Below are 10,886 nucleotides of genomic sequence, written 5' to 3'. Positions count from 1 at the left end.
TAGAGCGCCACCGCGTGTGTGTCCGCGCCCGCTCGTGCCGTGGTCGTGCGGTCCTCCATTGATTTGCGTGAGCCCGTCAGCAGCCCGCGGGCGAGAGGGGACCAGGGAATCACGCCGATGCCCTCCGCCTCGCACAGCGGCAGCATCTCGCGCTCCTCCTCCCGGTACACCAGGTTGTAGTGGTTCTGCATCGACACGAAGCGCGCCCAGCCCTGGCGCTCGGACAGGCTCAGCGCCCGCGCGAACTGCCACGCGGACATGGAGCTGGCGCCGATGTAGCGGACCTTGCCCTGCCGCACGAGCTGGTCCAGCCCCGCCAGCGTCTCCTCCACGGGCGTGTTCGGGTCCAGCCGGTGGATCTGGTACAGGTCGATCGTCTCCACGCCCAGCCGCTTCAGGCTCGCCTCGCAGCCCTGGACGATGTGCTTGCGCGACAGCCCGCTCATGTTGGGCCCGTCGCTCATGCTGAAGAAGACCTTGGTGGCCAGCACCACCTCCTCCATCCGCGCGTACCGCTTCAGCGCCCGGCCGGTGATCTCCTCGCTCACCCCCACCGAGTACATGTCCGCCGTGTCGAAGAAGTTGATGCCGCTCTCCACCGCCTTGCGGAAAAACGGCTGGGCGGCCTCCTCGTCCAGAATCCACGGGCGCCACGAGGGGCTGCCGTAGCTCATGCACCCCAGGCAGATGCGGGACACCTTCAGGCCGGTACGCCCCAGGGACGTGTACTTCATCGGTGGGCTCCTCTCAGGCACGCGTGAGCGCGCGGAACATGCGGCAAAGACCTCTACGCCACGCGGGTGTGTGCACCCAACCTGCAAGTTGTTCAAGGCTTGAACAATCTGCCCACCTGCTGAGCGACAGGCCCCTGAGCAGCTCCGGTCATGCACCGTGAATCAGCGGTTTGAGCGGGAAGACCTCAGGCACGCTCTTCGCAGAGGGAGGAGTCATTCAGGCCACATCCCCCGGCCTTCGAGGCAAGGAGCAGATCCCATGACGACGCGAATCGGAAATGGCGGCGCAGCGGTCAACACGGGTTCCCCCCAGCAGGTGGAGGAGCGCAGGCCGGTGCTGGCATTCCCTTTCTCCCAGCCCCAGGCGAAGAAGACGGAGTTTCGTGACCGCTTCGAGTCCCAGGGCGCCCGGCATACCCCGTTCCAGGCCTCGGTGACTCCGCCTCGGGCGGACCTGAAGACGGTGTCGCTGGCCGAGCTGGTGCGCACCGGCGGCGCGTCAGTCCCGTCGACGGGGCAGGCCGAGAAGCTGGTGAAGGAGGCCTACGCCGAGGTGATGATGCGCGAGCCGGATGCGGACGGCGCGCAGATGTACAAGGAGAAGGCCCTGGAGTTGGCGCGCAATGGCGCCAGCGAGGACGAGATCCGCGGCTTCCTCGAGCAGGAGCTGGCCAGCTCTCCCGAGGGCCAGGTCATCGCCGCTGTCAACCAGCAGTTCCAGTCAGAGCTGGGCCGCACGCCCGAGACCAAGGGCCACTGGCACGAGCAGGCGCTCGAGTGGCAGGGCCAGGGCTCGTCCATGGAAGAGATCAACCAGCGCATCAACAGCGCGCTGCATGACAGCCCTGAGCGCGTGCTCCAGCACCCCCAGGAGTTCCTCGACAAGACGTACCAGCGGCTCCTGGGCCGGGGCGTGGACAGCGAGGGAGTGGCCACCTTCGGCGCCAAGATGAAGGAGATGAACGAGGCGGGCGCGTCCTTCGAGGACATCCAGAAGGCCATCGAGCAGGACGTCATGGCCAGCCCCGAGTACCAGACGCGCCAGGCGCAGCAGGCCAGCTCGACCCCCGGCACCAGCGGCTCCACTCCGGCCGACCTCAAGGGCATCACCCCCTCGCAGATCACCGACGCGGCAGGCTTCTCCGATCAGTGGTCGCTGTGCGGCCCCATCGCCGCGGTGGCCGCGAGCCGGGCCACGGGCAAGCCCGTCTCGCTGGAGCAGGCGCGCAGCGTCGCCCTCCAGGGTGGCAACTACACGCCGGGCGATGGCATGCACGGCGCCGAGTCCGAGGTGCGCCTCCTGAAGGACCTGGGCATCCCGTCGCACACGGAGACGCCGGTCAACTGGGACAAGGTGAAGGAGCAGCTGCAGGCGGGCAAGCCGGTCATCATCAGCACGCCCGCGCACTACTTCGTCATCGAGGGCTACAACGAGAAGACGGGCAAGTTCGACTGCGGCAACTCGGCGCTCGCCATGAAGGCCAGCGGCGGCACCCAGACCGAGCTGTCGCCCTCCGAGCTCGCCAGCTGGGGCGGCGGTACGCCCACGGCCATCATCCTCGACTGATCGCCGCGCCCACCAACGACAACGGGCAGGCCCCGGAAGGAGCCTGCCCGCGTCTGCTTCAACAGCGGATGAGCTGCTGCTCGACTAGGCCTTGGCCCGGATCTCCGGCGAGGGGTCCGTCGTGGAGCCCGCCAGCGGCGTCGCCGGCTGCTCGCCACCCGGCGGCGTGCCCGCCGAGCTCTTGAACGGCGTGGTCTCCAGCGCCGCCACCAGCACCTCGTCCATCTTCGTGGCGAAGATGAACTCCAGCTCCTTCTTCGCCTGATCCGGCACGTCCACCAGATCCTTGCGGCAGCGCTCGGGCAGGATCACCCGCTTGATGCCGGCGCGGTGAGCCGCGAGCACCTTCTCCTTGATGCCGCCCACCGGCAGCACCAGGCCGCGCAGGGTGGCCTCGCCCGTCATCGCCGTGTCGCTGCGCACCCGGATGCCCGTCAGCAGGCTGGTGAGCGCCGTGAGGATGGTGACGCCGGCCGAGGGGCCGTCCTTCGGGATGGAGCCCGCGGGGAAGTGCAGGTGCAGGTCCGTCTTCTCGAGGAAGTTCGGATTGATGCCCAGCGCCTCCGCCTTGCTGCGCAGGTAGCTGAGGGCCGCCGTGGCGCTCTCCTTCATCACGTCGCCGAGCTGGCCGGTGAGCGTCATGCCGCCCTTGCCCGCCATCTTCGTCGCCTCGATGAAGAGCAGATCGCCGCCGGCCGCCGTCCACGCGAGCCCTGTGGCCACGCCCGGAACCTCCGTGCGCTCCGCCACCTCGGAGTAGAACGTCTCGGGCCCGAGGATCTCTTTGACTCGCTCGGCGTTGATCGTCTGCTTGTCCATCTTCCCGCCGGCCACCTCCACCGCCACCGCGCGGCAGATGTCCGCGATGCGGCGCTCGAGGCTACGCACACCGGCCTCACGCGTGTACGACGTCGTGAGCGTCAGCAGCGCGTCGTCCTGGATCTCGATGTGGTCCGGGCTCAGCCCGTGCTCCTTGAGCTGCTTGGGCACCAGGTGGATCCGGCCGATGCTCTGCTTCTCCTCGAACGTGTAGCCGCTCAGCTCGATGATCTCCATGCGGTCACGGAGCGGCCCAGGGACAGGATCCAGCTGGTTCGCCGTGGCGATGAACATGACCTTGGAGAGATCGAACGCCACGTCCAGGTAGTGGTCGCTGAAGCTGTTGTTCTGCTCCGGATCCAGCACCTCGAGGAGCGCCGCGCTCGGGTCGCCGCGGAAGTCCGCGCCGAGCTTGTCGATCTCGTCCAGCATCATGACCGGGTTCTTCGTGCCGGCCTTCTTCATGCTCTGGATGAAGCGGCCGGGGAGCGCGCCGACGTAGGTGCGCCGGTGGCCACGGATCTCCGCCTCGTCCCGCACGCCGCCCAGCGACAGGCGGACGAACTTGCGGCCGGTGGCCCGGGCGACGCTCTGGCCGAGCGACGTCTTGCCCACGCCCGGAGGACCGACCAGGCAGAGGATGGGGCCGCGCATGTCGTTCTTCAGCTTGCGCACCGCCAGGTACTCCAGGATGCGCTTCTTCACCTTCTTGATGCCGAAGTGGTCCTTGTCCAGCACCTGCCGCGCGTTCTCGATGTCCAGGTTGTCCTCGGACATCTTCGACCAGGGCAGATCCGCGATCCAGTCCAGGTACGTGCGCGCGACGGTGTACTCGCTGGAGGCCGCCGGGATCGTCTTCAGGCGGTTGAGCTCCTTCTGCGCCACCTTCTCCACGTCCGGAGGCAGGCCCGCCTTCTTCAGGCGCTCCTGGAGCTCGTCCAGCTCCTCCTCCTCCTCGCCCATCTCGCCGAGCTCTTCCTTGATCGCCTTCAGCTGCTGGCGCAGGTAGTACTCGCGCTGCGTCTTCGACATCTCGCCCTTCACGGCGGAGTCGATCTTGTTGGAGAGCTTGAGGATCTCGCGCTTGCGGTTGAGCAGCTCCAGCACGAGCTTCATGCGCGCCTTGAGGTCCACCGTCTCCAGGACGGCCTGCTTCTCCTCGATGGGCACGTCCACGTTGGCGGCGATCAGATCCGCCAGGTGGCCCGGGTGGGTAATCGATTCGACCAGCTCGGTGGCCGCCGCGGGCAGCTCCGGCATCAGCTCGATCACCTCACGGGCGAGCTTCTTCAGGTTGATGCCCAGCGCCTCCACCTCGACGTTCTCCGCCGAAGTCTTGTCCTCCACGGCCTCCACGCGGGCCTTGAGGTAGGGGGCCTCCTGGACCAGCTCCACCACGCGGAAGCGCGCCAGGCCCTGGACGACGAGCGAGTAGTTGTCCTCGCCCATCTTCAGCAGCTTCACGATGCGGGCCACGGTCCCCATGGTGTAGAGGTCCGTCGAGCCGGGATCCTCCTCCTCGGCCCGCCGCTGCGTCACGACGCCGATCACCTGGTCGTCACGCACCGCATCCTTGATGAGCGCGATGGTCTTCTGACGACCGACCGCCAGAGGGAGCACACCGCCTGGGAAGAACACGGAGTTCCGCAGGGGCAGGATGGGCAGCACCTGCGGGATGTCCTCCTTGTTGATAAGGCCCGGGGGCGCCATGGCCGTCGGCATGGCGCTGGCGGCGGAGCCTTTCTTCTTCTCGTCAGACATTCGTTCGACCCTCTAAGCGCCCGACCGGATGTCGGGCTGTTGATTACAAGCTATTCTTCTGTGCCAGTTGACCCAACGTAGCAACCAAAACGCTCATGGCAAACGCGGCGTTCATTTTTCCGGAGAGGTGTTTGCCTGCCAGACGGTTGTCGCGAAGCTAGGGAAGGTGGGGCATGCTGGACCCCTGACTTCATCAATCTCTAGTGCGGCGCGTCCAGGCGCGTTGCATATACGGGAGGGAACCCCCATGAGGGTCCGAAGGCCTGCTCGTTCCATGCTCTTGGCCGCCGCCCTCGGGTGGGGTGTGGCCTGCAGCTCGCCCGTGGACCAGCCCGGCTCCACCGTCCCTGGCAAGTGCCAGGCGGACGCCCCCATCATCGCCGCCCAGAAGACGGACGTGCTCTTCGTCATCGACAACTCCGGCTCCATGGGCGAGGAGCAGGCCGGCATCGCCACGGAGCTGCCGGCCTTCGTGTCCGAGCTGCGCCAGGGGGGCGGGTTGGCGCAGGACTTCCGAGTGGGTGTGATCACGACCTCCGTCTATCGGCGGTCGTTCATCAATAACCGCGACGACTATCGCGAGTACCCAGAAGAGGCTGGACATCTGAGGCCTGTTCCCACGGCAGGCGGGAGTACGAGCGCCGAGCGCTACATCGAGGGCTCGGATCCGGATCTGTTGGCCAAGTTCAGCCGGTTGGTGGTGCAAGGGACGAACGGCAGCGGCCAGGAGACGCCCTTCGAGGCGGTGCGGCTGGCGGTGGCCTCTTCCATGGCCTCCACGCCGCTGGAGCAGGGAGGCAACGGGGGCTTCCTTCGAGATGGGGCGCGGCTGCTGGTGGTGGTCGTCACGGATGAGGAGGACTGCAGCACCCAGGCGCGCCCGCCGCCGGTGATCCTCACCGAGGACACCTCGAAGGATCTGTGCTCGGAGCAGGCCTCGTCGCTCACGTCCGTGGAGGAGTACTTCGACATCTTCCAGGGGCTGCGGGATGGCACGGGGGCATCGCGAGAAGTGCTGTGGGCGACAATCGGCCCGGTGGCGCTGAGCGACAAGCGGGCCGAGCTGGTGAAGGACGTGACGCCGCAGGGGACGTTCGTGCGCAACGTGGAGTGTCCGACATCGTACGGTCCTGGCTACCGGCACCGGGCCATGTCGGAGCGCTTCGACAGCCAGCTGCGGAACCTGGACTCCATCTGCAAGCCGAGCTACCGCGAGACGCTGGTGGCCATCGCGGAGCTGGCGGCCGTGTCGCAGAGCATCGAGGTGATGAACCTGCCGGATCCGCGGCTGGCGCGGGTGGATCTGACGCGCGCGGATGGCTCTGTGACGACGTGCAGCGTGGCGGGAGGCAGCCTGCGCTATGACGCCTCGGGTGAGGACCGGCCCGCGCGCCTCTTCTTCCTGGGCGACTGCTTGCGCCGACCCGATGACACGATGATCGAGGTGAAGCTGTTCTGCGCGGGGTAGGCAGCTCCCTTCGCGCACAGATGAGGCTGTCGCGCCCGAGGCCGAGAAATCGGCCTCCGCGTGATCATTCCGAGGTGAGAGCTCCTGAGCCCGTCTTCGGCCGGAGAGTGGCCGGGTGAACGAGGCCTCCGAGTCTGTCCTTCGCGCAGATCCAGCCTGGGAGGTTGGGTGGGAGGGTTCAGGGCCAGTGATCCCGCGAGGATCGCGGAGGCTCCCACCGCATAAACGCGACCGCCGCACCAGGTCCTTCGTGTCGTCTGTCAGATCCGTGAGCATACTGAACGAGCGTGTAGATCTGCTCGGCCTCGGAGACGAAGTGATGAGCGCGATGGCGGACCAGCGATCGGGAGCAGTGGTGGAGCAGCTGCGGGAGCGGATCCGCCAGCTCCAGGCCGCGCCTCGGAGCTACCTGGCCACGCTGCGCACCGGGGTGGAAGAGGTGGATGCGCTGCTGCCTTCCGGCGGGTTCCCGCTGGGGCAGGCAGTGGAGCTGTGCGGTGAGGCGGCCTCGGGGCGCACCAGCCTGGCGCTGCGCGCGGTGGCTGCCGCGCACCGGGAGCACCGGCTGTGCGCCTGGGTGGATGGACCGAAGGAGCTCTATCCTCCGGCCGCCGCGGCCATGGGCGTGGATCTGTCCCGGCTGCTGATCATCCGCCCCAAGGAGCCGTCCCAGCTCGCGTGGACGGCGGTGCAGCTCGCCCGGAGCGGCGCGTTCGCGTGCGTGGTGCTGGATCTCAACCAGGGCCTCGCGGCGGGCGCCTCGGGTGGGAGGTCCTCCGGCGTGCGGCTGTCCCTGGCCGAGGGGAAGAAGCTCGCGGACGCGGCCTTCCGCGGCGGGAGCCTGCTGCTGCTGCTGTCCTCTCCGAGCGCACCCGCTGACGGTGTGACGCGCATGCGGACCGAGTCCCTGGGGCCGGAAGGCCTCTCGGTGGAGGTGGTGCGCAGTCGCCAGGGCGGGTTGGGGACGCGGGCCGAGCTGCCGTGGAGCTCGCTCTACCCGGCGCTGGGGCCCGAGGGTGAGGAGTCCGTGCTGCTCGCGGGAGAGCTGCCGACAGGCAAGGAGCTCGTCCCGGACTTCTATCGAGGGCGCTCCTGGGAGCAGCGCAATGGGTGTGGAATCCTGGGCCAGCGCCCGGGGCGTGATGCAGGGATGCCTTCCATGGGGTCCGTCTTGAAGACGGGCACGGCGCCGCGCTGAGGCAGGAGGAGGCAGGAGGGGCTCATGCGGCTGGGGTATCTGCACTTCTCGCGCTTCCCGGCGCAGCGCAAGGTCATCGAAGTGCCCGCGCTGGCAGGAAAGCCCTTCGTGTTGGAGGAGGAGGTGCGGAGCGCCCGGCGGGTGGCCTTCGCCTCGACGAGCGCCCTGAAGGCCGGAGTCCGCCCGGGGATGACGCTGACGGCCGCGACGGCCTTGGAGCCCTCGCTCCAGCACTTCCCCTACAAGACCGAGGACGAGCTGCGGGCCTTGGCGTCGCTGGGCGAGGCGCTGATGTGTGTCGCGCCGGGCTTCCAGCTCTCCGCGCCGGAGGGGATGTGGTTCGACGCGAGTGCGGCGCACCTCTTCGGAGGTGAGGAGGGGCTGTGCCTGCGGGCGCTGGAGGTCTGCTCGGGCCATGGCTACCGGGGCAGGGCGGTGGTGGCCTCGGAGCCGTTCACCGCCAGCGCGCTGGCACGCCACGGCACGCGGCCCGTGCTGGTGGTGCCGGAGGGCGGGAGTGCCCGGGCGCTGGCGCCTCTGCCCCTCGTGGCACTGGAGGGCCGGGAGCGTGAGGCGTTCGCTGCACTCGGGCTCGGCACGCTGGGAGAGGTGGCGGCGCTGCCCGCGGGTGCGGTGGCGGCGCGGGGAGGCGCGGCGGGCCTGCGCGCGCACACGCTGTGCAGTGGAGGGGATGACACGCCCTTCGTCGCGGCGGTGCTGGAGGAGGTGCTCGAGGAGCGGATGACGCTGGACTGGCCCGCGGAGTCCTTCGAGCCTCTGCAGTTCGCGCTGAAGACGCTGCTGGATCGGCTCTGTGCGCGGCTGGCCGGACGGCGTCGCGCGGCGGTGCGGCTGAAGTTCCTGCTGAGGCTGGATCCCAGCGGACAGGTGGAGCTGCCGCTCACGCTGGCCCGGCCCACGGCGCGCGCGAAGCTGCTGCTGGATCTGGCGCGGCACCAGCTCTCGGATCTGCGCGTGGAGAACCCGGTGGCGGGGATCTCGGTGCGGGTGGAGGAGCACAACGAGGATCGGGGCCAGCAGCTGGCGCTGGGCGACACGCCGGAGGGGGATGCGGCGCTGGAGGTGGTGCTGTCGCGGCTGGTCACGACGCTGGGCGAGGAGTCGCTCTTCTCCGCCTCGCTGGAGGCGGTCCACCGCCCCGAGCAGGCCTACGCGGCGCAGGCCTTCCGTCCTCCCGCCTCCACGCGAGGCATGGCGGGCGAGCTGCTGCCGGACGAGGAGGTGGAGGTGCCGGTGGAAGAGGCGCTGAAGGAGCGCCCCTCGCGGCTGCTGGAGCAGCCGGCCACGCTGGACGCCGAGGTGACGGAGACTGGGGAGCTGCTCGCGGCGTGGCTCCTGGGCAAGCGGCGCCGGGTCATGGCGATGGCCGGCCCGGAGCGCCTGGGCGGCGAGTGGTGGGCCAAGGAGCCCTACAGCCGGGACTACTACCGGGTCCACTTCGAGGGGATGGGCCCGGCCTGGGTCTTCCGGGATGCGCGGGACGGCCGCTTCTACCTCCAGGGCCTCTTCGACTAAGAGTGCGTTACAGGTGGGTCCGGTCAATTCTTCGAGAGGCGCTCACTCGTCCTATGAGGCGGGGGCCTTCATCGCCGCCTTCACCTTCTCGCGCAGCGCCTGCTTGCGCTGCTTGAACTGCTCCTTCTGTGCGTCCGTGAGCTGGCCCCCGCTGGACTGGCGCTGAGCCTGGAAGGCGTCGCGCAGCTGGCGGGCCTCGGCCTTGAACTGATCCGCCTGGGCCTGCGTCAGCCGGCCCTTCGCCACCGCGCGATCCAGCCGGTGCTCCATGCGCGCCAGCTTGCGGAACATCCTCCCTTCCTTGCCGCCGTGGCACTCGCCCGCAGGGTGCTTCTGGCCGTCGGGGAGGGCCTCCTGGGCAGCCAGAGTGGGAGCAGCGAGCAGCAGCGAAGCGAGGGTGGTGGACAGCACGGCGATCTTGAAGCGCATGGGTTGGATCTCCTCGGGTTTGTCAAGAGAACCCCGGAGCCGCCTCGAGGTTAATTCGCACGTGGCCGATAGCTGACGGACGAGGTCTTCGGGAAAAAGCCGCTGGTCGTCTATCCCCCGAAGTACCTGAGAGGTGTCCACATGAAGAAGCTCATCGTGAACCTGGCTGCCATCAACCTCATCGCCTGCGGTGGTGCCGAGCTGGAGTCCCAGCCGACCCCTGAGGAACTCGGGGTGGATGTGGGGCAGCTGGCAATGATGGCGGATGCGAACGGCAAGATCCCGGGGCACTACATCGTCCGCCTGAAGGATGACGCGGATCCCGATCAGGTGAAGATGGCTCATGGGCTGGCCACGAACTTCCGGTACCGCGCCGCGTTCAAGGGCTTCGCGGGCGCCATCTCGGACGAGCGGCTCGCGGCGCTGAAGGCGGACCCGCGCGTGCTCTACATCGAGCAGGACCAGGTGGTCAGCCTCACTGCTCAGACCATCCCGTACGGCATCAGCAACACCGCTGCCACGACCAGCTCCACGCTGGCGGGTAACGGCTCGGGGGCCGTCTCCGGGCCGACCGTCTTCGTCATCGACACCGGTATCGCCAGCCACGCGGACCTCAACAAGGTAGGCCACGTGAACTACGCCGGTGGCAAGAACGACGACTGCCACGGCCACGGCACGCACGTGGCGGGCACCGTGGGTGCCAAGGACGACACCAACACCGTGGTGGGCATGGCTCCTGGCGTGGCGCTGTTCGGCGTGAAGGTGCTGAGCTGCTCCGGCTCCGGCACCAACTCCGGCGTCATCGCTGGCATGGACTTCGTGGCGGGCCACTCGGCCGCGGGCAAGGTCGCCAACATGTCGCTGGGCGGCGGCTTCAGCCAGGCGGTGAATGACGCGGCGAGGAATATGGTGAACAACAATGTGGCGGTGGCGGTAGCCGCGGGCAACGACGGCGCGGACGCCTCGACCAAGTCGCCCGCCAGCGAGCCCTCCGTGCTCACCGTGGCGGCCCATGACTCGAGCAACGTCAACGCCTCATGGAGCAACTTCGGCTCCCTCATCGACCTGTCGGCGCCGGGCGTGAGTGTGCTCTCCACCGCGAGGGGCGGCGGCACTGCCACCATGAGCGGCACCTCGATGGCCTCGCCGCACGTGGCGGGCGCGCTGGCGCTGTACCGCGCGAACAACCCGTCTGCCTCGGGCACCCAGGCCATGAGCGCTGTGAAGAGCAATACCTCGGGCACCAGTTCGCGCGGCTTCGGCCGCCTCTACGTCGGCAACTGGTAGTTCGCCACCTGGTGCTTCCGGGCTGACAGAGTCGCAGTCTCTCGGCGCCCCCTCTCATCTCAGCGTGGGAGGGGGCGTCGTCCTTTC

Annotated in this window: 8 protein-coding genes; 5 read left to right on the top strand and 3 right to left on the bottom strand. The window is 68.5% G+C overall.

Translation table 11 applies throughout. From position 1 onward, the window contains the following. On the bottom strand, positions 1 to 734 hold a 734-nt coding region (locus VD972_RS21275; protein WP_324989801.1), incomplete at its 3' end, for an aldo/keto reductase. A gap of 259 nt (positions 735 to 993) precedes the next feature. Between VD972_RS21275 and VD972_RS21270 the strand changes: the two genes are divergently transcribed. Further along, positions 994 to 2,301: a C39 family peptidase gene (locus VD972_RS21270; protein WP_324989800.1), complete on the top strand. Its 1,308-nt coding sequence runs from the start codon at positions 994 to 996 to the stop codon at positions 2,299 to 2,301. Positions 2,302 to 2,385: 84 nt separating this feature from the next. On the opposite strand, the gene lon is transcribed toward VD972_RS21270, so the two are convergent. Beyond that, on the bottom strand, positions 2,386 to 4,881 hold the full coding sequence (lon, locus tag VD972_RS21265) for an endopeptidase La (protein ID WP_324989798.1): 2,496 nt from the start codon (positions 4,879 to 4,881) through the stop codon (positions 2,386 to 2,388). A gap of 247 nt (positions 4,882 to 5,128) precedes the next feature. On the opposite strand from lon, the gene VD972_RS21260 reads away from it, so the two are divergent. The 3 genes from VD972_RS21260 (at position 5,129) to VD972_RS21250 (ending at position 9,083) form a co-directional block, all read left to right on the top strand. Continuing rightward, positions 5,129 to 6,349, top strand: coding sequence for a vWA domain-containing protein (locus VD972_RS21260; protein WP_324989796.1), 1,221 nt, complete (start codon positions 5,129 to 5,131; stop codon positions 6,347 to 6,349). Between the two features lie 319 nt (positions 6,350 to 6,668). Beyond that, the gene (locus VD972_RS21255) at positions 6,669 to 7,547 is read left to right on the top strand and encodes a recombinase RecA (protein WP_324989803.1); all 879 of its coding nucleotides are present in this window, start codon (positions 6,669 to 6,671) and stop codon (positions 7,545 to 7,547) included. 24 nt (positions 7,548 to 7,571) lie between these two features. Further along, positions 7,572 to 9,083 carry a DNA polymerase Y family protein gene (locus VD972_RS21250; protein ID WP_324989794.1) on the top strand — a complete coding sequence of 504 codons (1,512 nt, stop codon included), beginning with the start codon at positions 7,572 to 7,574 and terminating at the stop codon, positions 9,081 to 9,083. Between the two features lie 51 nt (positions 9,084 to 9,134). Here the strand turns inward: VD972_RS21250 and VD972_RS21245 are convergent, their stop codons facing one another. After that, complete coding sequence (locus VD972_RS21245; protein WP_324989792.1) at positions 9,135 to 9,512, bottom strand: hypothetical protein; 378 nt, start codon at positions 9,510 to 9,512, stop codon at positions 9,135 to 9,137. A gap of 141 nt (positions 9,513 to 9,653) precedes the next feature. Between VD972_RS21245 and VD972_RS21240 the strand changes: the two genes are divergently transcribed. Next, entirely contained in the window at positions 9,654 to 10,799 is a 1,146-nt protein-coding gene (locus VD972_RS21240) for a S8 family peptidase (protein WP_324989790.1), read from the top strand. The last annotated feature ends 87 nt before the right edge of the window (positions 10,800 to 10,886 follow it).

This window comes from Hyalangium sp., assembly GCF_035629615.1.
Lineage (GTDB): Bacteria > Myxococcota > Myxococcia > Myxococcales > Myxococcaceae > Hyalangium.
The sequence above is the reverse complement of the archived record's forward strand: the minus strand, read 5'-3'. Positions and strand labels throughout refer to the sequence as shown.